Origin of the sequence: Thermomonas mangrovi, assembly GCF_028201335.1 — a bacterium.
GTDB lineage: Bacteria > Pseudomonadota > Gammaproteobacteria > Xanthomonadales > Xanthomonadaceae > Thermomonas > Thermomonas mangrovi.
In genome coordinates, this window is the sequence record NZ_JAPEVV010000002.1 from 126,501 (window position 1) to 151,618 (window position 25,118).

Below are 25,118 nucleotides of genomic sequence, written 5' to 3' on the forward strand. Positions count from 1 at the left end.
GGGTGGCGCGCGGCCGCCGGATCGCGGCCACTGGCACGGTTATGGGGGTGCCGGCCACAGGATGCAAGCACGCGCGCGATCCTGCCTGAACAGGAGGCCTGCGCCGCGCACGAACGCAAAGGCCGCCTTGCGGCGGCCCTGCGGGATGGCGATGGCGACCGGCTCAGTCCGCCGACGCGGCCTTGGGCAGCGGCTGCTGCGGCGCCGACTGGTAGATCAGGTAGGGCTCCGACTTGTGCTCGATCACCGACTCGTCGACCACGACCTTGGAGACATTCTCGAGCGAGGGCAGCTCGTACATGGTGTCGAGCAGCACCGATTCCACGATGGTGCGCAGACCGCGCGCGCCGGTCTTGCGCTTCAGCGCCTTCTTGGCGATCGCGGCCAGCGCATCCTGGCGGATCTCCAGCTCCACGCCTTCCATCTCGAACAGCTTGCGGAACTGCTTGGTGATGGCGTTCTTGGGCTCGGTCAGGATCTTGACCAGCGCGGTTTCATCCAGCTCCTCCAGCGTCGCGACCACCGGCAGGCGGCCGACGAATTCCGGGATCAGGCCGTACTTGATCAGGTCTTCGGGTTCGACGTTCGCCAGCACCTGGCCGATGTCGGCCTTGCGCTCGGCGCTCTTCACCTTCGCGCCGAAGCCGATGCCGCCGGCCTCGGACGAACGCTGCTGGATCACCTTGTCCAGCCCGGCGAACGCGCCGCCGACGATGAACAGGATGTTGCGGGTGTCGACCTGCAGGAACTCCTGCTGCGGGTGCTTGCGCCCGCCCTGCGGCGGCACGCTGGCGACGGTGCCCTCGATCAGCTTCAGCAGCGCCTGCTGCACGCCCTCGCCGGACACGTCGCGGGTGATCGACGGGTTCTCGGACTTGCGGCTGATCTTGTCGATCTCGTCGATGTAGACGATGCCGTGCTGCGCCTTCTCGACATCGTAGTCGCACTTCTGCAGCAGCTTCTGGATGATGTTCTCCACGTCCTCGCCGACGTAGCCGGCTTCGGTGAGCGTGGTCGCATCGGCCATGGTGAACGGCACGTTGAGCATGCGCGCCAGCGTCTCCGCCAGCAGCGTCTTGCCCGAGCCGGTCGGCCCGACCAGCAGGATGTTCGACTTCGCCAGCTCGACGTCGTCCGACTTCTGCCGGCTCTCGATGCGCTTGTAGTGGTTGTACACCGCGACCGCGAGGGTCTTCTTCGCGCGCTGCTGGCCGATGACGTACTGGTCGAGGACGTCGAGGATTTCCTTCGGCTTCGGCAGCGAGCTGCGGGTGGACTGCGCCTTCTCCTCGAGCTCCTCGCGGATGATGTCGTTGCAGAGCTCGACGCATTCGTCGCAGATGAACACGCTCGGGCCCGCGATCAGCTTCCGGACCTCGTGCTGGCTCTTCCCGCAGAAGGAGCAGTACAGGATCTTGGTGCTGTCGCCGGTGGTCCGGGTGGTGCGGTCTTCGCTCATTGCGTGCTCACTGGCCGCGGCGCGCGGCATCGGCCCGAGGATAGCATAGCCCCCGCGGCCCGAATGGGCGCGGGGCATGGCTCCCGGGAGGCGGCGGGACGAGGCCCGGCCGCCGTGTTCGAAGGGGGATCAGGTGGCCTGGATCGACTCGTCGGGGCGACGGGTCAGGACCTCGTCCACCAGGCCGTAGTCGCGCGCGGCCTGCGCGCTCTTGAAGTTGTCGCGCTCGGTGTCGCGGGCGATGACTTCGATCGACTGGCCGGTGTGGCTGGCCAGGATTTCGTTCAGGCGCTGGCGCATCGCCAGGATCTCGCGCGCCTGGATGTCGATGTCGGTGGCCTGCCCCTGCGCGCCGCCCAGCGGCTGGTGGATCATCACCCGCGAATTCGGCAGAGCATACCGCTTGCCCTTGGCGCCGGCCGCGAGCAGCACCGCGCCCATCGAAGCCGCCTGGCCGACGCAGATCGTGCTCACGTCGGGGCGGATGTACTGCATGGTGTCGTAGATCGCCATCCCCGAGGTGACGATGCCACCCGGGGAATTGATGTACAGGCTGATGTCCTTCTCGGGGTTCTCGGCCTCGAGGAACAGCATCTGCGCGACGACCACGTTGGCCATGTGGTCGTCGATCCCGCCCACCAGGAAGATCACCCGCTCCTTCAGCAGGCGCGAGTAGATGTCGTACGCGCGCTCGCCGCGGCTGGTCTGTTCGACCACCATCGGCACCAGGTTGAGGGCTTTGATCGGATCCATGGGCACGGGACTCTGGTTGGCGGGGGTTGCCGGGCTTACTGGCCGATCGCTTCCTGGAAGCTCAGCGCCTGCTCGGTGTGCGTGGCGCGTTCGGCGATCCAGTCGATGACCTGCTCTTCCATCACCCGGTTCTGCAGGCCCTGCATCAACTGGGGATCGTTGCGGTACAAGTCAATGACCTGCTGCGGCTGTTCGTAGGTGGAGGCGATCAGCTGCATGGTCTCGTTCAGGCGCGCCGGGTCGAGGCGCAGCTCGTTGCGGCGGGCGACCTCGGCCACCAGCAGCGCGACCAGCACGCGCTTGCGCGCGGCCTCGCGGAAGGCGTCGACGCCGGCGCCGACCTGCTGGCCCTGGCGACGGGCCTGCTCGGTGGCGTTCGCCAGCAATGCGTTGGCCTCGTTCTCGACCACGCGCGGCGGCAGCTCGACGTCCTTGTACGCCTCGACCAGCTGTTCGCCGACTTCGCGGCGCAAGCGGTTCATCAGCGCGCCCTTCAGCTCGCGCTGCAGGTTGCTGCGGATCTCGGACTTGAACTGCTCGAGGTCGCCGCTCTTGACGCCGAAGCTGCGGATGAAGGCCGCATCGACCTCCGGCAGCACCTGCTCGGCGAGGTCGACCAGCTTGAAGGTCGAGGTGACGGTCTTGCCGGCGAACTGCGGCATGTGCCAGTCGGCCGGCAGGGTCACGTCGATGGTCTTCTCCTCGCCGGGCTGCATGCCGACGATCGCGGACTCGACTTCCGGGTACATCCCGCCGGAGCCCAGCACGGTGCTGGTCTTCTCCACGCCCTCGGCCGGCATGCGCTGGCCGTCGATGGTGCTGGCGGTCTCGAGGTTGGCGAGGTCGCCGGCCTTGGCCGCGCGCTCGACCTTGGTCCAGCTGGCGCGCTGCTGGCGCAGGTTGCCCAGCATGCGCTCGATGTCCTCGTCGGTGACCTCGGCGGTGTGGCGGACGACCTCGAGCTTGGCCATGTCGAGCTCGCCGAAGTCGGGCACCAGCTCGATCGCGGCCACGTACTTCAGCTCGCCCTCGGCGGCTTCGTCGGACTGGCTGATCTCGGGCGCGCCGGCGATGCGCAGTTCGTTCTCGCGCACCGCCTGGTCCATGCCCTTGCGCAGCAGGCCGTCGAGGATCTCGGCGCGAACCTGGCCGCCGAAGCGCTGCTCGACCACCTTTGCCGGCACCTTGCCCGGACGGAAGCCCTTGATCCGCACGGTGCGCGCGATCTCGCGCAGGCGACCGCCGACCTGGTCGTCGATGTCGCCCGCGGGCAGGCTGAGGATGACGCGGCGCTCGAGGTTGCCGACGGATTCGACCGAGACTTGCATGATGCGATGACTCCTGGACAGGCCCATGGGCGGGCCCGGTTGCTGGCGTGCGGGTTGGACGGCCGCGGGCAGCGCCCGCGCGTAACGCAATAGTTTCGCCGATGACGGCCCGGCTGTCATCCCGTCCCGGCGCCGCGCATTGACAGTCCTGCCGCACGGCCGGACAATGCGCGGCCTTCCGCAACGCCGGCGCGTCGCGAGGGCAGGAACTTTCGGGGTGTAGCTCAGCCTGGTAGAGCGCCTGCTTTGGGAGCAGGAAGTCGCAGGTTCGAATCCTGTCTCCCCGACCACGGACCTCGATCCGGGTGCAGGCGGCTCGCACGGATGCCACAATCCGGACGATGCGCCCGTAGCTCAACCGGATAGAGCCCCGGCCTTCTAAGCCGGTGGTTGCAGGTTCGAGTCCTGCCGGGCGCGCCAAGCTTGCCGGAACCGTTGTACCCGTGGTGGCTGTAGCTCAGTTGGTTAGAGTCCTGGATTGTGATTCCAGTTGTCGGGGGTTCGAGTCCCCTCAGCCACCCCACCCCTCCATCGCGTACGCCAAGGTTTGCACCACGGCGGACGTTTGCTACAATAGCGTTCTCGGGCCGTTAGCTCAGTTGGTAGAGCAGTTGACTCTTAATCAATAGGTCCAAGGTTCGAATCCTTGACGGCCCACCAATCCCGAGACGCCCGGCCCAAAGCCGGGCGTTTTCTTTTCCGACGGCCGCCGCGGATTCGAACCACGGTTCGCCCGCTGCGCGGGCCCTGCCCGTCGCGATGCAGCGCGACGGGCGTTCGCGGGCTCGCAGCGATGCTGCTCGAATCCCCCCGCTCACCCTTGACGGCCCACCAATCCCGAGACGCCCGGCCCAAAGCCGGGCGTTTTCTTTTCCGACTGCCGCCGCGGATTCGAACCACGGTTCGCCCGCCGGGCGGGCCCTACCCGTCGCTACAATGGCCGCACGCGAAAGTGGCGGAATTGGTAGACGCCCTGGATTTAGGTTCCAGTGCCGCAAGGCGTGCGGGTTCGAGTCCCGCCTTTCGCACGAGCCGCGCGCTTGGGTATGCTCGGCGCACCGGCGATCGGCCGGCACGCACAGGATCGCGCCACGCGCAGCGGCAACCCCGTCCTCAAGGACGACACCTTCCTCGACCTCGGCAGCGGCACCGTGGTGCGCGGGGACGCCGGCACCATGACCCTGAACGGCACGGTCAACAAGACCGCCTTCCTGCTGGTGCTGACCCTGGCCGGCGCGCTGTTCAGCTGGTCGCAGTTCTCCGCCGCGATGGCCGCCGGCAACCCCGGCGCGATCATGCCCTACGTCTGGGGCGGCGCGATCGGCGGATTCATCGTCGCCCTCGTCACGATCTTCAAGAAGGCCTGGTCGCCCTACACCGCCCCGCTCTACGCGGCGCTGGAAGGCCTGTTCCTCGGTGCGGTGTCGGCGATGTTCGAACTGCGCTTCCCCGGCATCGTGATGCAGGCGGTCGGGCTTACCTTCGGCACCCTGGCGGCCCTGCTGCTGGCGTACCGCAGCGGACTGGTGAAGGCCACCGAGAACTTCAAGCTCGGCGTGGTCGCCGCCACCGGCGCGATCGCCCTGCTCTACCTGGTGAACATGGGCTTGCGCCTGTTCGGCTTCGGCGGGATGGGCTTCATCCACGAATACAGCACCATCGGCATCCTGTTCAGCGTGGGCGTGGTGATCGTCGCCGCGCTCAACCTGGTGCTCGATTTCGACTTCATCGAACAGGGCGTCGAACAGGGCGCGCCGAAGTACATGGAGTGGTACGGCGCGTTCGGCCTGCTGGTCACCCTGGTGTGGCTGTACCTCGAACTCCTGCGCCTGCTCAGCAAGCTGCAATCGCGCAACTGACGCACGCGGCGGCAACGAAAAAGGGCGCCATCGGCGCCCTTTTTCTTGCCCGACGGAAGGGCCTTACAGGCGGCTGGCGATCGCCTTGGCGAAGGTCAGCGTGGTGCCGCTGCCGCCGAGGTCCGGGGTCAGGGTGTCCCTGGCCTCGAGGGTGGCGATGATGGCGCCGCGCAGGCGGTTGCCCTGGTCGGCCATCCCGATGTGGTCGAGCATCTGGCCCGCGCCCAGCAGCAGCGCGCACGGATTGGCGATGCCCTGGCCCGCGATGTCCGGAGCCGAGCCGTGGACGGCCTCGAAAATCGCCGCCTCGGTGCCGATGTTCGCCCCGGGCGCCAGGCCCAGGCCGCCGACCAGGCCCGCGCAAAGGTCGGAGATGATGTCGCCGAACAGGTTGGTGGTGACGATGACGTCGAACTGCTCGGGGCGCATCACCAGCTGCATGCAGGTGTTGTCCACGATCATCTCGTTGCACTCGATGTCGGGGTACTGCTGGGCCACCTCGCGAGCGGTCTTGAGGAACAGGCCGGAGGTCGACTTCAGGATGTTGGCCTTGTGCACGACGGTGACCTTGCGGCGGCCGGTCTTGCGGGCCAGGTCGAAGGCGTAGCGCACGATCCGCTCCGAGCCGCGGCGGGTGATCTTCTGGGTGAGCGTGGCGACCTCGCCGTCCTCGGACAGGGCCTGTCCCTCGCCGATGTAGGCGCCCTCGGTGTTCTCGCGCACCGTGACCAGGTCGACGCCGCTGGGGAAGCGCGACTTGGTGTTGGGGAAGCTCTTGGCCGGGCGCACGTTGGCGTACAGGTCGAAGCGCTTGCGCAGCTCGACGTTGATCGAGCTGAAGCCGCCGCCCACCGGCGTGGTCAGCGGCGACTTGAGGGCGATGCGGTTGAGGCGGATCGAATCCATGGTCGCCGCGGGCAGCAGTTCGCCGTGCTTCTCGAGGGCGACCATGCCGGCATCGGCGAATTCGTACTGCAGGCCGAGCTGCATCGCGTCCAGCACGTGCAGGGTGGCGTCCATGATTTCCGGGCCGATGCCGTCGCCGCGGATGACCGTGATCGTTGTCATTGCTTGGGGATTCCAGACAGGCGGGCGCCGCGCGGGAGGCGCGACGCCGGGGATGGAACTCGCGATTATCGCAGATGCGGGGCGCGCACGCGGCCCCGCCTGCCTTCAACCATGGTCGTGGGTGGGCGGCGCGGCGGCCTCGCCCTGCTCCAGGCGGTCGAGGAAGTCGACCGCGCGCCGCAGGTGCGGGATCACGATCGAGCCGCCGACCACCAACCCGACCGAGAACGCCTCGAACATCTCCTCGCGGGTGACGCCGGCGTCCTTGCACTGGGCGACGTGGTAGCTGATGCAGTCGTCGCAGCGCAGCACCATCGAGGCGGTCAGTCCCATCAGCTCCTTGGTCTTCACGTCCAGCGCGCCGGCCTGGTAGGTCTGCGTGTCCAGCGCGAAGAAGCGGCGCACGACCTGGTTGGGCTCGGCCAGGATGCGCTGGTTCATGCGCTGGCGGAACTCGGTGAATTCGCGCACCCGGTCTTCGGCATCGCTCATGCCGCACCCCCGTCCAGCAGCGGCTGCAGCTTGCCGGCGCGCTGCAGCGCCATCATGTCGTCGTAGCCGCCGACATGGGTGGCGCCGATGAAGATCTGCGGCACGCTGGTGCGGCCGGTGTCCGCCACCATCTTCATGCGCGCGTCGGCGTCGAGGTCGATGCGCACCTCGGTCCAGTCCCTGCCCTTGCTGCGCAGGAAGTTCTTGGCGGCCACGCAATACGGGCAGATCGCGGTGGTGTACAGGGTGATGGCGGGGGTGTCGCTCAAGACGGTCTCCGGGAACATGCGAGGATCGCGATGGTCCAATATGCGGCTGTAGGGCCGTGTTTTCCAGCCGCTCAAGCCCCGTTCACGCCCACCGCCGCCGAACACAGCATCCTGCCCAGATGACCGATCGCCGCCGCCACCCGTTCCCACGACGCCTGCTGCCGTTCGCGCTGGCGCTCGCCGCCTGCCTGCCCGCCGCGGCGCAGGACGCGCGCCTGCCGGACATCGGCTCGTCGGCCGGCACCGTGCTGTCGCCCGCGCGCCAGGCCGAATACGGCGCGATGACGCTGGCCCAGCTGCGGCACGCCGGCTATGTGCTCGACGATCCCCTGCTCGACGGCTGGCTGCGCGACGTCGGCCTGCGCCTTGGGGGCAGCAGCGACCGGCCGCAGCAGAGCTTCACCTTCTTCCTGTTGCGCGACCGCCAGATCAACGCGTTCGCGACCCTCGGCGGCTACATCGGGATGAACGCCGGGCTGGTGCTGGCGGCGGACCGCGAGGACGAAGTCGCCGGCGTGCTCGCCCACGAAATCGCCCACGTCACCCAACAGCATGTCCTGCGCGGCGCGGAAAAGGCGCAGCGCGACAGCCTGCCGATCCTGCTGGCCACGCTCGGCGCGATCGTCGCGGCGCAGCAGGCCGGCGGCAATTCCAGCGGGGATGCCACTTCGGCGGCGGTGATGACCGGGCTGGGCATGCTGCAGCAGCGGCAGATCGACTACACCCGCGACAACGAAGCCGAGGCCGACCGCATCGGCATCCGCAACCTCGCCCGCGCCGGCTTCGACCCGCAGGCGATGGCCGAATTCTTCGAAACCCTGCAGTCCGTGGTGCGCATGAACCAGGGCGACGAACGTTCGCAGGTGCCGGGCTACCTGCAGACCCACCCGCTCACCTTGAGCCGCATCAGCGAGGCGCGCGAACGCGCGGCCAAGCTGGAACCGCAGGTCGCCGCGGATGCGGTCGCAGTCAGCAGCAACCCGCTGCTGCCCGCGGGCCTGCGCATCCAGGCGCAGGGTCCGCGTGGCCGTGGCACCACCGGCGACTTTGGCTTCGCCCGCGAACGCCTGCGCGTGCTCAGTGCCAATACCCCGGCCCAGGCCATCCGCGAATACCAGGCGATGCAGGCCAAGTCGCCGCTGGACGATGCCCAGCGCTATGGCCTGGCCTTCGCCAGGATGCAGGCTGGCCAGTACCGCGATGCCCTGCCCGAACTGCAGGTGCTGCAGGCCAAGCGCCCGGACAGCCTGTGGCTGGCGATCGGGCTGGGCCAGGCGGAGGCGCAATCCGGGCACGCGGCCGATGCCGACCGCCGGTTCGAGGCCTGGCTGGCGCGCATGCCGACCCACCGCGCGCTGGCCCTCAGCTACGCGCAGTTGCTGGCCGAGCGCAACAACAAGGCGGCCGGCGAACGCGCGGTGGCCGTGCTGCGTCCGCTGCTGTCGTCGACCGCGGCGAACGACGCCCTGTTCCAGCAGGCCTATGCCCGCGCCAACGAGGTGGCCGGCGACGAACTGCGCGCCGGCGAGGCCTGGGCCGAGGCCGCCTACCTCGGCGGCCGCCCCGAGCAGGCGCTGGTCCAGCTCAACAACCTGAAGAAGCGCGCGAACCTCGACTACTACGCGCGCAGCCGCATCGACGCCCGCATCGCCGCGATCACCCCGGTGGTGCTGGAACTGCGCCGGCAGGGCGTGCGCGACGAGGACGCCACCGGCAAGATCCGGGTCGGCGTGCGCGCCGGCGCCGGCAACGGCGAATGGTGACAACGTCACCAAAGCGTCACAAAACGGTCGTGTAATGGCAGCATGGTGCCGCGAGGCACCGCCCCCGCCGCCACGCAGGACCCGGCATGCAGAAGCGCATCCTGATCGTCGAAGACGAGCCCGCGATCCGCGACATGGTCGCCTATGCCCTGCGCAAGGGCGAATTCGAGCCGGTGACCGCCGGCGATGGCCGCGAGGCGCAGGCCGCGATCGCCGAGCGCGTGCCCGACCTGATCCTGCTCGACTGGATGCTGCCCGGCAGCAGCGGCCTGGAGCTGGCCCGCCGCTGGCGCCGCGAATCGCTGACCCGCGACGTGCCGATCATCATGCTCACCGCGCGCGGCGAGGAGAACGACCGCGTCGGCGGGCTGGAAGCCGGCGTCGACGACTACGTGGTCAAGCCGTTCTCCGCCCGCGAGTTGCTGGCGCGGATCCGCGCGGTGATGCGCCGTTCGCGCGAGGACGACGAGGACGGCAGCGTGCAGGTCGGCGCGCTGCGCATCGACGGTGCCGCGCACCGCGTGTTCGCCGAGGCCGGCGGCGAGCCGGCGCCGGTCGCGATCGGCCCCACCGAATACCGCCTGCTGCACTTTTTCATGACCCATCCCGAGCGCGTGTACAGCCGCTCGCAGTTGCTGGACCACGTCTGGGGCGGCAGCGTGTACGTGGAGGAACGCACCGTCGACGTGCACATCCGCCGCCTGCGCAAGACCCTGGAACCGCACGGCCTGGACGCGATGGTGCAGACCGTGCGCGGCACCGGCTACCGCTTCTCGGCCGCGGCATGAGCGCGCGCCGGCGCCACCGGGGCTAGGCCCGCCGCATGTCGCCCGCCGCCCGCAACGCGTGGTTCCGCACCCTCGGCCAGCTGGCCCTGGTGCTGGCGATCGGCCTGGCGGTCGGGCTCCTGCTCGGCCGGCCCTGGCCCGCGCTGACCGTCGCGGCACTGGCGGTGGTCGCCTGGCACTACTGGAAGCTGCGCGGCGTGCTGCTGCGGCTGACCGCGCGGCAACGGCTGGACCCGCCAGCGGGCGAAGGCGTGTGGAATGAGCTCGACCGCCTGCTGCATCGCAGCCAGGCCGAGATGCGTGCGCGCAAGCGCCGCCTGCTGGCGATGCTGCGCGCCTATCGCGCCGCCGCCGCCGCGCTGCCGGACGCGATCGTGGTGGTGGACCGCAACATCCAGCGCGTGCTCTGGTTCAACGAGGCCGCCACGCCCCTGCTGGGCCTGCACTATCCGCGCCACCAGGACGCGTCCATCGTCGCCGCGCTGCAACCGCTGCCGCTGGCGCAGTGGCTAGCCGCCGGGCGCAACGCCGAGCCGCTGACCGACGTGGCCTCGCCCGCCGACCCGGGCATGCGCCTGAACCTGCGCCTGATCCCGTATTCAGAGGAACTGTGGCTGCTGGTCGCCCGCGACGTGACCCGCACCATGCGCCTGGAGCACATGCGCCGCGACTTCGTCGCCAACGTCTCGCACGAGTTGCGCACGCCGCTCACCGTGGTGCACGGCTACCTGGAGATGCTGGACCCGGCGGAGATGCCCGAGTGGGCGCCGATGCTGGCGGAGATGCAGCGCCAGTCGCAACGAATGAACCAGCTGGTCGAGGACCTGCTGGCGCTGTCGCGGCTGGAGGCGCGCGACCAATTGCCCGAGGAACCGGTGGCGATGGCGCCGATGCTGGCCACGCTGCGCCGCGAGGCCGAGGCGCTGAGCCAAGGCCGGCACCGGGTCTCGGTAGAGGACGCGGCCGGGGTGGACCTGCTCGGCTCCACCAAGGAACTGCACAGCGCGTTCTCCAACCTGGTCAGCAACGCGATCCGCTACACGCCGGCCGGCGGCGAGGTCGCCATCCGTTTCGCCCGCGACCCCGACGGCGGCGCCTCGCTGGCCGTGCGCGACAGTGGCTACGGCATCCCCGCGACGCACCTGCCGCGCATCACCGAACGCTTCTACCGCGTGTCCAACAGCCGCTCGCGCGAATCCGGCGGCACCGGGCTGGGGCTGGCCATCGTCAAGCACGTGCTGGGCCTGCATCATGCGAGCCTGGACATCGCCAGCGAGGTCGGCAAGGGCAGCACCTTCGCCTGTCGCTTCGGCCCCGGCCGACTGCTGCCGCGCGACCCCACGCCCGAGACGCCCGCCCTGCCATGACGCCGCCGCCCGCCACCGCTCCCGCCCTGCGCGACCCGAGCCTGTTCGCCAACCGCGAACTCGGCCAGCTCGACTTCAACTTCCGGGTGCTGGCGCAGGCGCAGGATCCGGCGGTGCCGCTGCTGGAACGGCTGCGCTACCTGTGCATCAGCTGCACCAACCTCGACGAATTCTTCGAGATCCGCGGCGGCTCGGTCCGCCACGCCATCGATTTCGGCCTGCCGGCGGCGGCCGACGGGCTGGCGCCCTCGGTGCTGCTGGGCCGCATCCACGACCGCGCGGCGGAATTGGTGGACGCCCAGTACCGCTGCTTCTACGACGAGATCCGCCCCGCGCTGTGGGACCAGGGCATCCGCCTGCTGCAGCGCGAGCAGTGGACCCCGGACCAGGTGGCGTGGCTGCGCGCGCACTTCCGCGACGAGATCATGCCGGTGCTGTCGCCGCTGGCGCTGGATCCCGCGCATCCGTTCCCGAAGATCCTCAACAAGTCGCTCAACGTGGTGGTCCTGCTGGAGGGCCGCGACGCCTTCGGCCGCGAGGGCCACATGGCGATCGTGCGCGCGCCGCGCTCGCTGCCGCGGATCATCCGCCTGCCGGATGCCGATGGCGATGGCGACGCCTGCCACGACTTCGTGTTCCTCAGCTCGGTGCTGTCGGCGTTCGTCGACGAACTGTTCCCGGGCATGAAGGTCAAGGGCGCGCACCAGTTCCGGGTCACCCGCAACTCCGAGCTCATCGTCGACGAGGACGACGTCGACAACCTCGCGCTGGCCCTGCGCGACGAACTGCTGGGCCGCGGCTACCTGCGCGCGGTGCGGCTGGAGATCGACGAACGCTGCCCGCCCGACGTGGTGCGCATGCTGCTGGACAATTTCGAGCTGCCGCAGAACGCGGTCTACAAGATCAACGGCCCGGTCAACCTCAACCGCGTGGTCCAGGTCTACGACATGGTCCACCGGCCCGACCTCAAGTTCCGCCCGTTCCAGCCGCGGATGTCGCGCGACCTGGAGGGCATGTTCGACGCGATCCGCCAGGGCGACGTGCTGCTGCACCATCCCTACGATGCGTTCGCGCCGGTGCTGGAACTGATCCGCCAGGCCGCCGAAGACCCCAACGTGCTGGCGATCAAGCAGACCCTGTACCGCACCGGAAAGGACTCGCCGATCGTCGAGCACCTGATCCAGGCCGCGCGCAACGGCAAGGACGTGACCGTGGTCGTCGAGTTGCGCGCGCGCTTCGACGAGGAGGCCAACCTCGGCCTCGCCGACCGCCTGCAGGATGCCGGCGTGCAGGTCGTGTACGGCGTGGTGGGCTACAAGACCCACGCGAAGATGCTGCTGGTAGTGCGCCGCGAGGGCCGCCAGCTGCGCCGCTACGTGCACCTTGGCACCGGCAACTACCACAGCGGCACCGCGCGCGCGTACACCGACTTCAGCCTGATGACCGCGGATCCGGACATCGGCCACGACGTCCACCTGATCTTCCAGCAGCTGTCCGGGCTGGCCGCGCCGCTGCAGCTCAAGCACCTGCTGCAGTCGCCGTTCACCCTGCACACCGGCGTGCTGGCGCGCATCGCCCGCGAGGCGGAACACGCGCGCGCCGGGCGCGCGGCGCGGATCGTGGCGAAGATGAACGCACTCAACGAGCCGCAGGTGATCGAGGCCCTCTACGCCGCGTCCCAGGCCGGCGTCGCCATCGACCTGGTGGTGCGCGGCGCATGCACCCTGCGCCCCGGCCTGCCCGGCGTGTCCGACAACATCCGCGTGCGCTCGATCGTCGGCCGCTTCCTCGAGCACCACCGCATCTGGTGGTTCGCCAACGATGGCGCGCCCGACCTGTTCTGCTCGTCGGCCGACTGGCTGGAACGCAACCTGCTGCGCCGGGTGGAGACCGCGTTCCCGATCCTCGACGCGGCCGCGGCCGAGCGCGTGTACCGCGAAGGCCTGGCGAACTACCTCGAGGACAACCAGAACGCCTGGGACCTGCAGGCCGACGGCCATTACCTGCGCCGCCAGCCCGGCAAGGGCGAGGCGCCGTTCTCGGCGCAGCTCGCGCTGCTCGACGACCTGTACGCCTGAACCGCGGCGGCGGGCGATAATCGCCGCATGCGCCGCCGCCGACCGACCGACCGATGAGGACGCCCCCGCGCCGCAGCCCGGCCCGCGCGCAAGCCGCCCCGCTGCGCGACGGCGACCTGCTGGCCGCGCTCGACCTCGGCTCCAACAGCTTCCACATGGTGGTGGCGCAGCGCGTGCTCGGCCAGCTGCGGGTGGTCGACCGCCTGCGCGAAACCGTGCGCATGGCCGAGGGGCTGGACGGGTTCGGCGGGCTGGCACCGGACGTCCGCGACCGCGCCCTCGCCTGCCTGGAGCGCTTCGGCCAGCGCGTCGCCGAACTGCCGGCGCCGCGGATCCGCGCGGTGGCGACCAACACGGTCCGCCAGCTGCGCGCGCCGGAGCGCTTCCTGGTCCCCGCCGAAGCCGCGCTGGGGCACGCCATCGAAGTCATCTCCGGCCGCGAGGAAGCGCGCCTGGTCTACCTCGGCGTGGCCCATGCGCAGCCGCCCAAGGACGGCCAGCTGCGGCTGGTGATCGACATCGGCGGCGGCTCCACCGAATGCATCATCGGCAGCGGCTTCGACCCGATCGAACGCGAAAGCCTGCAGGCCGGATGCGTCGCCAGCACCCGCCGCTTCTTCGCCAACGGCAAGCTCTCGCGCAAGCGCTGGAACGCCGCGCTCACCGAGGTCTCCGCCGAGTTCCAGCAGTTCGCGTCGACCTACCGCAACCTGGGCTGGGACGAGGCGATCGGCTCGTCGGGCACCAACAAGGCGATCGGCGAGATCTGCGCGGCGATGAAGCTGACCAAGGGCGCAGTCACCGCCGAGGCGCTGCCGCAGCTGCGCGACCGCCTGCTGCAGGCCGACCGCATCGAGGACATCGACCTGCCCGGCCTGTCCGCCGAGCGCAAGCCGATCATCGCCGGCGGCCTGCTGGTGCTCGAAGCGGTGTTCGCCGCGCTGGGCCTGCAACGCATGCAGGTCAGCAAGGCCGCGCTGCGCGAGGGCGTGCTGCACGACCTGGCCGGCCGCGGCGGCGTCGACGACCCGCGCGAAGTCTCGGTGGCCGCGCTGATGCAGCGCTACGGCGTGGATGCCGGCCAGGCGCGGCGGGTCGAGGCGACCGCGATGCGCCTGTTCGACCAGGTCGCCGCCGACTGGGGCCTGGGTGCGGACGACCGCGCGATGCTGGCGCGCGCCGCGCGCGTGCACGAGCTCGGCCTGGCCATCGCGCACAGCGGCTACCACGTGCACGGCGCGTACATCCTCGAGCACTCCGACATCGCCGGCTTCTCGCAGCAGGAACAGCGCGTGCTGGCGGCGCTGGTCCGCACCCATCGCCGCGGCGTGCCGAAGTCGGCCTTCGAGATGATCCCCGACCGCCTGCTGGCCGCGACCCGCCGCAGTGCCGCCCTGCTGCGGCTGGCGGTGCTGCTGCACCGCTCGCACGAGACCGACGAGATGCCGTTGCTGCGCCTGCGTGCCGCCGGCGAGCAGTTGCACCTCGCGCTGGACCGCGCCTGGCTGCAGGCCCGCCCATTGCTGCGCGCGGACCTGGAAGGCGAACCCGAGGACATGCTCGGGCTGGGCCTGACCCTGCAGTTGGCGGCCGAGTAGGCCATGCACCCGGACATCGAGGCCTACCACGCCGCCTTGCCCGACGCCGCGCGGGCCGTGTGCGACCTGCTCGCGCGCGAGATCCAGGCCGCCCTGCCCGACGCCGTCGGCAAGGTCTGGCATCGGCATCCGGTGTGGTTCCTCGACGGCAACCCGGTCGCCGGCTACAGCCTGCTGAAGGGCGGCGTGCGCCTGCTGTTCTGGAGCGGGCAATCCTTCGACGAGCCCGGCCTGCATCCCGAAGGCAGCTTCAAGGCCGCCGAAGCGCGCTATACGGAGGCCGCGCAGGTGCACGTCGCGGCCCTGCGGCGCTGGCTGGGCAAGGCGCGCGACATCCAGTGGGACTACCAGCACCTCGTCAAGCGCAAGGGTCGGCTCGAACGCCTGAAGTGACGCCTGGCGGGATTGATGGCTGCTTCACTTCGTCGCGAACGCCTCGAATTCGGGCCCGGCGATGCGCAGGTTCGCCCGCAGGTATTCGCGCAGGCGCGGGCCGGGCGGCTCCGGCGGCGGGCCGCCGAGGTGGCGCTGCAGCATGGTGTCCATCGCGAACAGATAGGCCTCCCGCGCGAGCGGCGCGACCGGCGAGTGGCCACCGCCGGGTTCGACCAGCAGGGTGACCGGCCGGCCGAGCGCGCGCAGGCGTGCGCCGTAGTCGATCACCGACCGCAGCGCGACCGTGCGATCCGCGCCACCGGCCATGAGCAGCAGCGGGCGCCGCATCTTCGCCACGTTCGCCTGCGGCGATTGCGCATGCAGGCGCGCGCGGGTGGCGGGATCGGTCGCGTCCAGCGACAGCGCGCGCAGGGTCTGCCGCAGCGAACGATCCGGCAGGTCGCCCTGGTCGCCGGATTCGACCAGCCAGCGCATCGCCCAGCCCAGGTCCGCGGGCGGCGCCCCGGCCACGCCGACCTTGAACAGCTCCGGCTGGAAGGTCAGCCCGAGCAGCGTCGAATAGCCGCCGAACGAATGGCCGACGATGCCGACGCGGTCCTTGTCGCCGATGCCCTGCGCCAGCAGCCAGTGCACGCCCTCGACGATGTCGCGCTGGACGCGGCCATTGCCGTAGTCGCCGTTCGACGCGAAGGTGTAGGCACGCCCGTGGCCTGTGGAACCGCGGAAATTCGACTGGAACACCACGTAGCCGCGACTGGCCAGGAACTGGGCGACGCCGTCGTAACCGGCGCGGAAGTGGTCGATCGGGCCGCCGTGCACCTGCGCGACCAGCGGCGCGCGCGCGGCGTCCACGCCCGGCGGCAGCAGCACGAAGCCATGTACGCGCCTGCCGTCGGACGCGGTGTAGGAGATCGCGAGCTTGCGCGCCAACGCGGCTTCCGGCGGCGCGTTCGCGGTGATGCCGGGGTCGTCCAGGATGCGTCGCAGGGTGCCGTTGCGCGGGTCGTACAACCACCAGCGCGGGTCGCGCAACGTGGCCGCGCGTTCGCTCACCAGCCAGCGCGCGGACCGACCACTGCCCGCTTGCAGGGCGATGTCACGGCCCGGGAACCTGCGCGCGATGTCCGCGACCACGGCCTGCGCATCGCCGATGCCATGGGTCGCGGCGGCAGTGCTGCGGTAGCTCGCCGCCAGCGGTTGTTGCGTGCGCGGATCGAGCACCACCTCGTCGAGATCGGCTTCGGCGCGCGGATCCTCGTGGAGGGTCTGCAGTCGGTCGTTCGCATCGAGGCGCAGCACGCGCCTGAAGTCTCCCCCGGGATTGCCTGCCATCAACAGGCTGCCATCCGGCAACGCGGCCAGCAGCTCGATCCGCTCCATCGGCCGCAGGCGCAGGACTTGATGCAGCGTGCCGCCAGGCCGCACGCGGTACAGCGCATCGTGGTCGCCCTCGAAGCGGGCCAGCGCGACGATGCGGCCCTGCGCATCCAGCGCGACATCGTGGACCCAGCGCGCCTCCTCGCGCAGCAGGGTGCGCTTGCCGCGCGCGTCCATGCGCACGATCCGCCAGCGCTCGCCATTGTCGATGGCGACCCGTTCGCGCAGCAACACCGCGGCCGGTTGCGACGGGTCCAGCTTCATCACCCGGCGACGTTCACTGCCGCCCAGCGGCACCCGCACGCCGCTTCGGCCATCCACACCCACGATGCCCAGCGCGCGCGGGCCGCGCAGGAAGATCCAGCGACCATCGCGCGACCACGTCACCTGTTCGGCCTGGGTGGCCCCCACCAGCATGCGCGCCCTGCCGCCATCCGCCGGCAGCAGCCACAGCGCGCGCGACGCCTTCCGTTCGCGCAGGTAGGCGACCGCATCGCCGGCCGGCGACAGCGCGGCGGCAACGAGGGTGCGATTCTCGAGGAAGGCCGTGCGTGGCAGGCGCGGTGCGCGCGGCAACGCGCGTTGCTCGGCTTCCGCGGCGCGCAGCCCTTCTGCCTCCTGCGCGGGCAGCGTGCGGGGCGCAAGCAACAGGGCGCACAGCGCCAGCGGGCCGCACAGGTGTCGAAGCATGGTCATCGTCGAGTCCTCGTCCCTGTCCGCTCAGGCCGCGGCCTGCGGTGCCTGCGATCCGGGCAACGGCAGGCGTTCGCGGCGCGGATACAGGAGCCACAAGCTGGCCAGCGCCGGCAAACCGACCACGCCGCACAGCAGGACCCAGGCCCAGCGCGCGCGCGGCGCATGCGACTGGCGTGCCGTGAGCCAGAGCGCACCGAGCAGCGACAGCAGGCAGCAGACTGCGGCCAGCCACAGGACCGCTGCCGGCATCGGCTGCGGCCTGGCACGCAACGGATCCTTCGCCGCGAACAGGTCCTGCGCACCCAGGCAGAGTGCGCGCAGCACCGGTGATAGCCAGGTATTGCGATTGGTGTAGACGGACGGCAGGTCGATCGCCAGCGCGCGGCGCGCCACCTCCCTCGCGTGCCCCTTGCCGTCCACGCGCAGCACCTGCTGGAACGGATGCTGCAATTCACCGCTCCACACGCCCCAGGCGTAGGTGTAGGACACCAGGTAGCCATCCAGCAGTTCGACCACGTCCATCCGGCTCAGGTTGCCGACCGCCGCCGGCATCGCCACCCGCATCAAGGGCTGCAACAGGTCGAGGCCATTGACCGCCTCGCGGCCGGGATAGAAATAGGCAGCGCGGTCGCTGAGCACCAGGATGTTGTCGCCGGCGGGTTGCGGCGGGCTGGCCATCACTTCGCCCCGCGGCAGGCGGATGCGCTCGAATATCCGCCGCTGCTCGCCGTCGTACTGGTAGGCGGCTTGCGCGTTGTACAGGTAGGTCGCACCGTACGGCATGGTCGGCGCCGGGAACGCCGCCTGTTCCTCGCCCACGCCCATCTCCCCGATCCGGCGCTGGTCGCGCAGCCCGCGGGTGACGAAACGCGCGCGGTCGTGGCTGTACACCAGGAACAGGTTGTTGTCGCCGTCGGCGAATTCCATCGGCTGCAGGTTGGTCATCGTGCCCTGCTGCGGCAGGTTCCGCAGCGGATACGTCGTGTACACGTCGGACAAGGCGACCTGCTCGCGCCACAGCGCGGCTTCCGGGTCGCGGCTGCGTTCGATGCCGAGCAGCAGGATGGCCTTGCCTTCGGCGCGATCCGCCTCGATGGTGCCGCCCTTCGGCGGCACGGGCATGTTGAGCGGATGCGTGCCGGTGACCGTCCACAGCACCTCGACGCCATAGCCCAGCATCCAGGCCAGGAAATACGCGCCCAGCTGCACCGGCAGCGCGACCGCAAGCACCGCCACGGGATTGCGCGGCTGCGTGGCCGGATCCGGCTTGAACGCGATCGCCAGTATCGCCGCGAGGAACACGATCACCACGCACTGCACGCCCAGCATCGCCACGCCCGATGCCTGCGCATACAGGAAGAGGTTGGGCAGCAGGAACGCGGCGAACGAATAACGCCGGTTGCCGACCATCGCGTAGGCGCCGGCGAGGTAGCCGGACACCGCGATCAGCCAGGCCGCCACCGGCAGCAGCCAGTGGCGGGTGTCGACCACGCGCGCGGTCAGTCCGTCCTGGTAGGCGGCGACCAGCAGGATCGGCACCGCCACCGAGAGCAACAACAACAGCGCGCCGGCGCCGGTCAACGCGCCCGCCACGTGCAGCCGGTGCATCGGCCGGTGCAGCAGGTTGAGCCACTGGTTGGGCTTGCGGTAGCTGCCCATCTGGTACAGGCCCAGCAGGGCGCCGGCCACGGCGTACACCGCGGCGAATATCTGGTAGACGAAGATGGGTTGCTGGGCCATGTCCACCATGCGGCTGAGGAAGCCCAGCACCACGAGGTTGGCGAGGAATGCCGCGATGGCCCACAGGCGGAAGCGCAGCAGCTCGCCCTTGAACAGATCGATCATGTGTTGGTCCTCTTGCGTGCGTCAGGCCGCAGCCGGCGCCGCGTGGTTCTTGGCCAGGAAGGCGTTGACGGCGCGGTCCAGGCTGACCGGCATCGACTGCACGTTGCGCGCGCCGGCCTCGCGCAGGAAGCGTTCGAAACCGGCGTCCTGGTCCAGCACCAGGTAGTGGTGCAGGCCATCCAGGCGCTGCGCTTCCAGCAGGCCCGGCACCGTGTGCAGTTCGGGGCCCTTGAACGGTACGTCGGCCACCCAATGGCTGACCCGCGCGGTGAAGTCTTCCGGCGCCGACATGTGCTTCAGTTGCCCACGCTCGAGGATGATGAGGTTGTCGGCGACGCGCTCGATCTCCTCCATCTGGTGCGAGCAGTACACCACCGTGCAGTCGTCGGCGGCGTTGCTGTACAGCAGCGACTCCAGGAACGCGCGCTTGGCCACGACATCGAGGCCCAGCGTCGGCTCGTCCAGGACCAGCAGTTCCGGCCGCTGCGCCAACGCCAGCGCGAGGTTGAAGCCGGCCCGCTCCCCGCGCGACAGTTGGCCGACCTTCTGCTCCGGCAGCACGTGGTAGTGGCCGATCACGCTGTCGAACGCCTGCTGGTTCCAGCGCGCGTACTGGTGCTTCTGCATCGTCGTCACCTGCGACACGCGCATCCAGTTCGGCAGCGTGTGTTCTTCGTTGACGAAGCCGATGCGCGCGCGGTCCTGCGGCGTGAGCGACTGGCTGTCGCGGCCGAGGATGCGCGCCTCGCCCGAGGTCGGCGGCAGGAAGCCCATCAGGATCCGGAACAGGGTGGACTTGCCGGCGCCGTTGGCGCCGACGATGGCGTGGATGCGGCCGCGCGGGATCGCCAGGTCGAGGTGGTCGAGCGCCAGCTTGCGACCGTAGCGCTTGCTCAGCGCGCGGGTCTCGATGACGCAGTCGTTGCTTGGGTTCATGTGGGTGCTCGATGTCTGTCAATCGCGCTCAGGCGATCTTCCGGGGAGCCAGTTGGCGAAATTCTTCGGCGACGCGCGCCTGCACCTCGTCGGGCGGGTAGCCGAGCGGGATCACGTCGTTGACGAAGCGGCCGATGGCGTCGTCCAGGCGGCGTTCGCGTTCGTCGTCGGACAGGCGCTGGCGCGGGGTCGCCACGTACAGGCCCATGCCCTGCCGGGATTCCAGCCAGCCTTCAGTGGTCAGCTCGGCGTAAGCCTTGGCCACGGTGTTGGGATTGATCGTCAGCTGCTGGGCCAGCCCGCGCACGCTGGGCAGCTGGTCACCGGCGCCGAGTTCGCCGGTGGCGATCTTCATCCGCACCGCATCCACGATCTGCCGCCCGATCGGGCGCGGATCGCCGGTGGCGACCTGGATCATCAATGGACTGGTGCGGGCCATGGCGTCGTCCTATCTGTACTATTTGCGCTAGTACAGTGCGAACAGCCCGCGCCGGTCAAGCTGGTCTGCGACGAACCGGGGCGATCGCGGTCCGAACCGTCGATTCCGCGGCAGGAGCCCGGCGCGCGGCGGGATGCCGGGGCGGTAGCGCTGTATCCGGCCCACCACATCGGCCGATCCCTGCACTACACTGCGCCGGCAGCCCCGGCTGCACTCCGAGTCGCAGGGCCTTCGCTTCGGCATGGCCCGGCGACCGTGGCGTCCCTGCCACCCGGTGCTGCTGGAAACGGCATCGCCCCCCGTGCTTGGAAAGGAGCAAAACACGATGGCGTTGCTGGCGGACCGTTTCGGCCGCACGTTCCCGTACCTGCGCCTCTCGGTGATCGAGGCATGCAACTTCCGTTGCAGCTACTGCCTCCCCGACGGTTACCTGGGCGCGAAGCAGCGCCCGGCGCCCTTGTCTCGCGAGGAAATCGCACGCCTGCTGCGCGGCTTCGCGCAGGTGGGCCTGCGCAAGTTGCGGATCACAGGGGGCGAACCTAGCCTGCGCCGCGACCTGCCGGAAATCATCGCCAGCGCCGCGGCGGTGGGCGGCATCGAGACCATCGCCCTCACCACCAACGGCACCCAGCTCGACAAGCGGGTCCAGCGCTGGCGCGAGGCCGGGCTGACCCACCTCAACGTCAGCGTCGATGCGCTCGACCGCGAGCGCTTCCGCGCGATCACCGGCCATGACCGGTTGCCGGAGATCCTGCGTGGCCTGGACCTGGCGCACGGCCTTGGCTTCGGCGCCATCAAGCTGAATGCGGTGCTGCTGAAGGGCTTGAACGACGACCAGCTGCCGGCGTGGCGGGACTACCTGCGCGACCATCCGGTCAGCGTCCGCTTCATCGAACTGATGCGCACCGGCGACAACGCCGCGTACTTCGAGCGCCACCACCTCCGCGCCAGCGCGCTGGAGGAACAACTCCTGGCCGACGGCTGGCGGCTGCAGCCGCGGCCCGGCGACGCCGGCCCGGCGCGCGAGTACGCGCATCCCGCCTTTGCCGGGCGGATCGGGATCATCGCGCCCTACTCGAAGGATTTCTGCGCCGGCTGCAACCGACTGCGGGTGACCCACACCGGCGACTTGCGGCTGTGCCTGTTCGGCAACGTCGGCATCCCGCTGCGCCCCTGGCTGCAGGACGATGCCGACCGCGACCGCCTCGCCGCGGCGCTGCAATCGCAACTCGGGCTGAAGGCCATCGGCCACCAGTTGCATGCAGGCGAGACGGGCCTGACCCCCAACCTGTCCACGATCGGTGGCTGACATGCGCGCGACCACGCCTGCGTCCGGGTTCCACATGGCGGATGTCCGCGCCAAGCAGGCCACCGCGCGACGCGCCGTCGCGGTCGGCGAGCTGCATGCCGGCGCTGTCGGCTACGCCGCGCTGGTGAACCGCACCTTGCCCAAGGGCGACGCGCTGGCGATGGCGGAGGTGGCCGGCCTGCAGGGTGCCAAGCACGCCTCGCAACTGATGCCGCTATGCCACCCGCTGGCGCTGGAGTACGTCGACGTGCGCTGCGTCGCCGTGCCCGAACGCCAGGCGATCCGCGTCTACTGCGAAGCGGCGCTGACCGCCAAGACCGGCGTGGAAATGGAAGCCCTGGCCGGCGCGACCGCGGCCCTGCTGACCCTGTACGACCTCACCAAGCCGGTCGAACCGGCACTGTCCCTGCAGTCCGTGCGGCTGCTGTTCAAGGCCGGCGGCAAGAAAGGCGTGTGGTTCCACCCCGACGGCATGGACGCCGCCGAACTGGCCCACTACCGGCCGCACGACCCGGCACCCGCTGCATGAACGAGCCGCTGGCGTTCGACGCCGCGCTGGCGACGATCCGCGACTGCTGCCGGCTGCTCCCGGCGGAAGCAGTGGCGCTGGTGGACGCCGCAGGGCGCGTGCTGGCGGCGCCCGTGGAGGCTCCGCGCCCGCTACCGCCGTTCGACAACGCCGGGATGGATGGGTTCGCGCTGCGCTGGACCCCGGACCTCGCCGCCGGCAGCGAACTCGCGGTGATCGCCGAGCAGGCGGCCGGGGACGGGATCGCCGGGCAAGCGGCCGACGCCTGCAGCATCATGACCGGTGCGCGGCTGCCGGACGGGCTGGACACGGTGGTGCCGGTCGAGGATTGCCGGGTGCTGTCGCGCGATGCCGAGGGGCGCCCGACGCGGATCGCGCTGGTGGCGCTGCCCGCTGCCGGGCAATACGTGCGCCGCGCTGGCAGCGATGTCGCCCCGGGCCAGCACGTGCTGGCCGCGGGCGTCCGGCTCGACGAAGAGGCGCTGATGGTCCTCCGCGGGATCGGGCTGCGCAACGTGCTCGTGCGCCGCCGGCCGCGCCTCGCCCTGGCCTGCACCGGCCGCGAGCTGGTGGATGCCGATGGCGCCGAACTCGCCCCGGGCCAGATCGCCAATACCAATGGCCCCTACCTCGAACGCCTGCTGGCCGAGGCCGGCGCCGACGTGGTGGAACGGGTCACCGTCACCGACTCGCCTGAGGCGCTCGCACCCGTGCTTGCGCGCTGGCTGGCCGACGGGATCGAGCTGGTGGTGACCACCGGCGCGGTCTCCAAGGGACGCTACGACTTCGTGCCGGACGTGCTGGCGTCGCTCGGTGCCGACGTGCGCTTCCACAGCCTGCGCATGCGGCCCGGGCGACCGCTGCTGTTCGCCACCGCCGGCCGCGGCAGCCTGCTGTTCGGCCTGCCTGGCAACCCGATCTCCAGCGCGATCGGCGCCCGCTTCTTCATCGATGCCGCGGTGCGGGGAATGACCGGACGCCCCGCGGAAACCCCGGTCCAACTGCCGCTCGCCGCAGACGTCCGCAAGAAGCCGGGCATCCGCCTGGTGCAGAAGGCAGCGCTGGCATTGTCCGCCGACGGGCGCCTGTCGGTGCGCTTGCTGGCGGGCCAGGAAAGCTTCCGCACCGCGCCGCTGCTGGAGGCGCGCGCGTGGGCGATGCTCCCGGAAGACGACACCCACCTGCAGGCCGGGTGTCTGGTGGCGGTCCACCCCCTGCGCCCCGGCGCAACCTCCTGCCTCGACGCCTCGCCCGCATGAACATCACCTTGCAACTGTTCGGCCGTTTCCGCGACTTCGCCGATGCGCCGGAACTCCACCTGGAGCTCCCCGGGGTCACGACCACCGCCGAGTTCCGCGCCGGGTTCGAGGCCTGGGCACGCGCGCATTGGCCGGACGCGGCCATCGCCCTGCTGCAGGCCTCCGCGATCGCCACCGACACCACCCTGCTGCATCCGCGCACCCCGCTGCCGGCGGACGGCCGGCTGGCCCTGCTGCCGCCCGTGAGCGGAGGATGAGCATGCAACGCGAAGACCGGATCGCCTGCCACGTCATCGACATCGCGGACGCCGCGCTGGATCCGCGCGACGCGATCGCATTCGTGTCCGACGATGCCTTCGGCGGCATCGACGTGTTCATCGGCCGGGTGCGCACGCGCAGCCAGGGCCGCCAATGCGTCGGCATCCACTACGACATGTTCGACCCGCTGGCCCTGGCGGTGTTCCGCCGTGCGGCGGAGGCATCGATCGAGGCGCACGACCCGCAGGCCAGGTGCTACATCGCGCATGCGAAGGGCAAGCTCGCCGTGGGCGACCTCGCGGTGGTGGTCGCCTTCGCGTCGGCCCATCGCGATGCCGCGTTCCGTGGCTGCAGGCAGGCGATCGAGGCGGTCAAGCACCAGGCACCGATCTGGAAGCAGGAGCACTTCAGCGACGGTGGTGCGGCGTGGAGCGACGGCACGCCCCTGATCGCCGCGGACGCCGCGACGGGGCGGGAGGGCGCATGATCCGCATGCGCCGCCGCGCCGCCCTCTGCCTGCTGGCCGTGCTGCTGCCGCTGCATGCCCTCGCGCAGGCACCGAAGCCGGTGCGGGCCAGGATTGCCGTGGCCTCGAACTTCGCCGATGTGGCGCGCGTCCTGGCCGCGGACTACGGCAAGCGCACCGGGCACCGCATCGAGGTCAGCGCAGCCTCGACCGGCAAGCTGTATGCGCAGGTGCATGCCGGTGCCCCCTTCGACGCGTTGCTTTCGGCCGATGCCGCCACCCCGCGGCGCCTGGTCGCGGAGGGACTGGCGCGCGGCGATACCGTCTTCGACTACGCCACCGGCCGGCTGGTGCTCTGGAGCCGCGACCCCGGGCTGGTCCGCGACGGCGAGGCGCTCCTGCGCAAGGGCAGCATCCCGAGGCTGGCGATCGCCAATCCGGCGCTGGCGCCCTACGGCGTCGCCGCCCGCGACGTCCTGCAGCACGTGCGCCGCTGGCAGGAACTGCAGCCGCGGCTGGTGATGGGCGAGAACATCGGCCAGGCGATGCAATTCGTGGCCAGCGGCGCCGCGCCGCTCGGCCTGGTGCCGCGTTCGCTGGTGCTGCAGGCGCGCCGGCGCACGCCGGGATCGGCATGGGAGGTGCCCGCACACTGGCATGCACCGATCGTGCAAAGCGCGGTGCTGCTGGCCCATGGCGAGGGCAACGCCGCCGCCACCGGCTTCCTGCGCTACCTGCGCAGCCCCGAGGGGCGCGCCAGGATCCGCGCCCGCGGATACGACTGAG

At 70.4% G+C, this 25,118-nt stretch carries 22 protein-coding genes, 5 tRNA genes, 1 pseudogene and 1 riboswitch; of the genes and pseudogenes, 18 read left to right on the forward strand and 10 right to left on the reverse strand.

The annotated features are described in order from the left end of the window. Positions 1–163: 163 nt before the first annotated feature. From clpX to tig, 3 genes are all read right to left on the reverse strand, one after another. A complete protein-coding gene (gene clpX / locus ON759_RS04285; protein ID WP_271679132.1) occupies positions 164–1,459 on the reverse strand; it encodes an ATP-dependent Clp protease ATP-binding subunit ClpX in 1,296 nt (431 codons plus the stop codon). A gap of 129 nt (positions 1,460–1,588) precedes the next feature. Further along, on the reverse strand, positions 1,589–2,212 hold the full coding sequence (gene clpP, locus ON759_RS04290; RefSeq protein WP_271679133.1) for an ATP-dependent Clp endopeptidase proteolytic subunit ClpP: 624 nt from the start codon (positions 2,210–2,212) through the stop codon (positions 1,589–1,591). Positions 2,213–2,247: 35 nt separating this feature from the next. Then, on the reverse strand, positions 2,248–3,540 hold the full coding sequence (tig, locus tag ON759_RS04295) for a trigger factor (RefSeq protein WP_271679134.1): 1,293 nt from the start codon (positions 3,538–3,540) through the stop codon (positions 2,248–2,250). 213 nt (positions 3,541–3,753) lie between these two features. On the opposite strand from tig, the gene ON759_RS04300 reads away from it, so the two are divergent. The 6 genes from ON759_RS04300 to ON759_RS04325 all read left to right on the forward strand — a co-directional run bounded on the left by ON759_RS04300 (position 3,754) and on the right by ON759_RS04325 (position 5,399). Next, a tRNA-Pro gene (locus ON759_RS04300) sits at positions 3,754–3,830 on the forward strand. A gap of 53 nt (positions 3,831–3,883) precedes the next feature. Beyond that, positions 3,884–3,960 (forward strand) — tRNA-Arg (locus ON759_RS04305). Positions 3,961–3,986: 26 nt separating this feature from the next. Beyond that, positions 3,987–4,063, forward strand: a tRNA-His gene (locus tag ON759_RS04310). 61 nt (positions 4,064–4,124) lie between these two features. Continuing rightward, positions 4,125–4,200, forward strand: a tRNA-Lys gene (locus ON759_RS04315). A 286-nt stretch (positions 4,201–4,486) separates the two neighbouring features. After that, positions 4,487–4,568: transfer RNA gene (locus tag ON759_RS04320), tRNA-Leu, on the forward strand. A gap of 18 nt (positions 4,569–4,586) precedes the next feature. Next, the gene (locus ON759_RS04325) at positions 4,587–5,399 is read left to right on the forward strand and encodes a Bax inhibitor-1/YccA family protein (RefSeq protein WP_271679561.1); all 813 of its coding nucleotides are present in this window, start codon (positions 4,587–4,589) and stop codon (positions 5,397–5,399) included. 63 nt (positions 5,400–5,462) lie between these two features. Here ON759_RS04325 and ON759_RS04330 read toward each other — a convergent pair whose 3' ends face one another. The 3 genes from ON759_RS04330 to grxC form a co-directional block, all read right to left on the reverse strand. Continuing rightward, positions 5,463–6,467, reverse strand: a complete 1,005-nt coding sequence (locus ON759_RS04330; RefSeq protein ID WP_271679135.1) for an isocitrate dehydrogenase — start codon at positions 6,465–6,467, stop codon at positions 5,463–5,465. A gap of 105 nt (positions 6,468–6,572) precedes the next feature. After that, positions 6,573–6,959, reverse strand: coding sequence for a carboxymuconolactone decarboxylase family protein (locus ON759_RS04335; protein WP_271679136.1), 387 nt, complete (start codon positions 6,957–6,959; stop codon positions 6,573–6,575). After that, complete coding sequence (gene grxC / locus ON759_RS04340; protein ID WP_425608442.1) at positions 6,956–7,228, reverse strand: glutaredoxin 3; 273 nt, start codon at positions 7,226–7,228, stop codon at positions 6,956–6,958. The genes ON759_RS04335 and grxC overlap by 4 nt, the downstream gene beginning before the upstream one ends. Before the next feature lie 119 nt (positions 7,229–7,347). On the opposite strand from grxC, the gene ON759_RS04345 reads away from it, so the two are divergent. From ON759_RS04345 to ON759_RS04370, 6 genes are all read left to right on the forward strand, one after another. Continuing rightward, the gene (locus ON759_RS04345; protein WP_271679138.1) at positions 7,348–8,991 is read left to right on the forward strand and encodes a M48 family metalloprotease; all 1,644 of its coding nucleotides are present in this window, start codon (positions 7,348–7,350) and stop codon (positions 8,989–8,991) included. An 86-nt stretch (positions 8,992–9,077) separates the two neighbouring features. Continuing rightward, on the forward strand, positions 9,078–9,779 hold the full coding sequence (gene phoB / locus ON759_RS04350; protein ID WP_271679139.1) for a phosphate regulon transcriptional regulator PhoB: 702 nt from the start codon (positions 9,078–9,080) through the stop codon (positions 9,777–9,779). A gap of 35 nt (positions 9,780–9,814) precedes the next feature. Beyond that, a complete protein-coding gene (gene phoR / locus ON759_RS04355) occupies positions 9,815–11,146 on the forward strand; it encodes a phosphate regulon sensor histidine kinase PhoR (protein ID WP_271679140.1) in 1,332 nt (443 codons plus the stop codon). Beyond that, positions 11,143–13,224, forward strand: a complete 2,082-nt coding sequence (ppk1, locus tag ON759_RS04360; protein ID WP_271679141.1) for a polyphosphate kinase 1 — start codon at positions 11,143–11,145, stop codon at positions 13,222–13,224. Before phoR ends, ppk1 begins: the two co-directional genes overlap by 4 nt. Before the next feature lie 53 nt (positions 13,225–13,277). After that, on the forward strand, positions 13,278–14,822 hold the full coding sequence (gene ppx, locus ON759_RS04365; protein ID WP_271679142.1) for an exopolyphosphatase: 1,545 nt from the start codon (positions 13,278–13,280) through the stop codon (positions 14,820–14,822). 3 nt (positions 14,823–14,825) lie between these two features. Next, a complete protein-coding gene (locus ON759_RS04370) occupies positions 14,826–15,215 on the forward strand; it encodes a DUF1801 domain-containing protein (protein WP_271679143.1) in 390 nt (129 codons plus the stop codon). Positions 15,216–15,239: 24 nt separating this feature from the next. Here ON759_RS04370 and ON759_RS04375 read toward each other — a convergent pair whose 3' ends face one another. From ON759_RS04375 to ON759_RS04390, 4 genes are read right to left on the reverse strand one after another with little or no spacing between them, the layout of a single operon-like run. After that, positions 15,240–17,291, reverse strand: a complete 2,052-nt coding sequence (locus ON759_RS04375; RefSeq protein ID WP_271679144.1) for a S9 family peptidase — start codon at positions 17,289–17,291, stop codon at positions 15,240–15,242. Between the two features lie 24 nt (positions 17,292–17,315). Beyond that, on the reverse strand, positions 17,316–19,136 hold the full coding sequence (locus tag ON759_RS04380) for a hypothetical protein (RefSeq protein ID WP_271679145.1): 1,821 nt from the start codon (positions 19,134–19,136) through the stop codon (positions 17,316–17,318). A 21-nt stretch (positions 19,137–19,157) separates the two neighbouring features. Then, the gene (locus ON759_RS04385) at positions 19,158–20,072 is read right to left on the reverse strand and encodes an ABC transporter ATP-binding protein (protein WP_271679146.1); all 915 of its coding nucleotides are present in this window, start codon (positions 20,070–20,072) and stop codon (positions 19,158–19,160) included. Between the two features lie 28 nt (positions 20,073–20,100). Further along, positions 20,101–20,511, reverse strand: coding sequence for a GntR family transcriptional regulator (locus ON759_RS04390; RefSeq protein WP_271679147.1), 411 nt, complete (start codon positions 20,509–20,511; stop codon positions 20,101–20,103). Between the two features lie 201 nt (positions 20,512–20,712). After that, a riboswitch (molybdenum cofactor riboswitch) is annotated at positions 20,713–20,843 on the forward strand. Between ON759_RS04390 and moaA the strand changes: the two genes are divergently transcribed. The 6 genes and pseudogenes from moaA (at position 20,837) to modA (ending at position 25,117) form a co-directional block, all read left to right on the forward strand. Next, positions 20,837–21,820 carry a GTP 3',8-cyclase MoaA gene (gene moaA / locus ON759_RS04395; RefSeq protein WP_271679148.1) on the forward strand — a complete coding sequence of 328 codons (984 nt, stop codon included), beginning with the start codon at positions 20,837–20,839 and terminating at the stop codon, positions 21,818–21,820. It overlaps the preceding riboswitch by 7 nt. A gap of 1 nt (position 21,821) precedes the next feature. Then, positions 21,822–22,334 (forward strand): annotated as a pseudogene (locus ON759_RS04400) (cyclic pyranopterin monophosphate synthase MoaC); the annotation flags it as partial. A gap of 11 nt (positions 22,335–22,345) precedes the next feature. Further along, a complete protein-coding gene (locus ON759_RS04405) occupies positions 22,346–23,608 on the forward strand; it encodes a molybdopterin molybdotransferase MoeA (protein ID WP_271679149.1) in 1,263 nt (420 codons plus the stop codon). Further along, positions 23,605–23,865, forward strand: a complete 261-nt coding sequence (locus tag ON759_RS04410) for a MoaD/ThiS family protein (protein WP_271679150.1) — start codon at positions 23,605–23,607, stop codon at positions 23,863–23,865. The genes ON759_RS04405 and ON759_RS04410 overlap by 4 nt, the downstream gene beginning before the upstream one ends. Continuing rightward, positions 23,862–24,353 (forward strand): molybdenum cofactor biosynthesis protein MoaE, encoded by a 492-nt coding sequence (locus ON759_RS04415; protein ID WP_271679151.1) that lies wholly within the window; start codon positions 23,862–23,864, stop codon positions 24,351–24,353. The genes ON759_RS04410 and ON759_RS04415 overlap by 4 nt, the downstream gene beginning before the upstream one ends. After that, positions 24,350–25,117, forward strand: coding sequence for a molybdate ABC transporter substrate-binding protein (gene modA, locus ON759_RS04420; RefSeq protein WP_271679152.1), 768 nt, complete (start codon positions 24,350–24,352; stop codon positions 25,115–25,117). Before ON759_RS04415 ends, modA begins: the two co-directional genes overlap by 4 nt. Position 25,118 lies beyond the last annotated feature (1 nt).